The following is a 321-nucleotide window of genomic DNA, read 5'->3' on the forward strand; positions in this document are numbered from 1 at the left end:
CGCCGTTCCTCGCTCTTCGCAGTCTCCCGCTCTTCGCTGTTCGTCGTTCCGCAGTTCCTCGTTCTTTCCCGCGCCACGCCGGCAAGCGCGCACCGATTCCTCCGCTATCCGCGGCATGCGGCCCCGAACGGCCGTTGCCGGTCCGATTCATTTACAGGAGCCTCGCCATGTCGCTCGCCGTGGTGCGCAGTCGCGCGCCGGCGGCCGGCCGCGCGCCGGACGTCACCGTCGAAGTCCATCTTGCCAACGGGTTGCCGTCGTTCTCGATCGTCGGCCTGCCCGATCTCGAAGTCCGCGAAAGCCGCGAGCGCGTGCGCGCCG

General features: G+C 69.5%; 1 protein-coding gene. It reads left to right on the top strand.

Translation table 11 applies throughout. The annotated features are described in order from the left end of the window. Positions 1–167: 167 nt before the first annotated feature. Positions 168–321: magnesium chelatase domain-containing protein (locus PI86_RS15590; RefSeq protein WP_039324471.1), on the top strand; the 154-nt coding region annotated here is incomplete at its 3' end.

This window comes from Burkholderia sp. A9 (assembly GCF_000801975.1).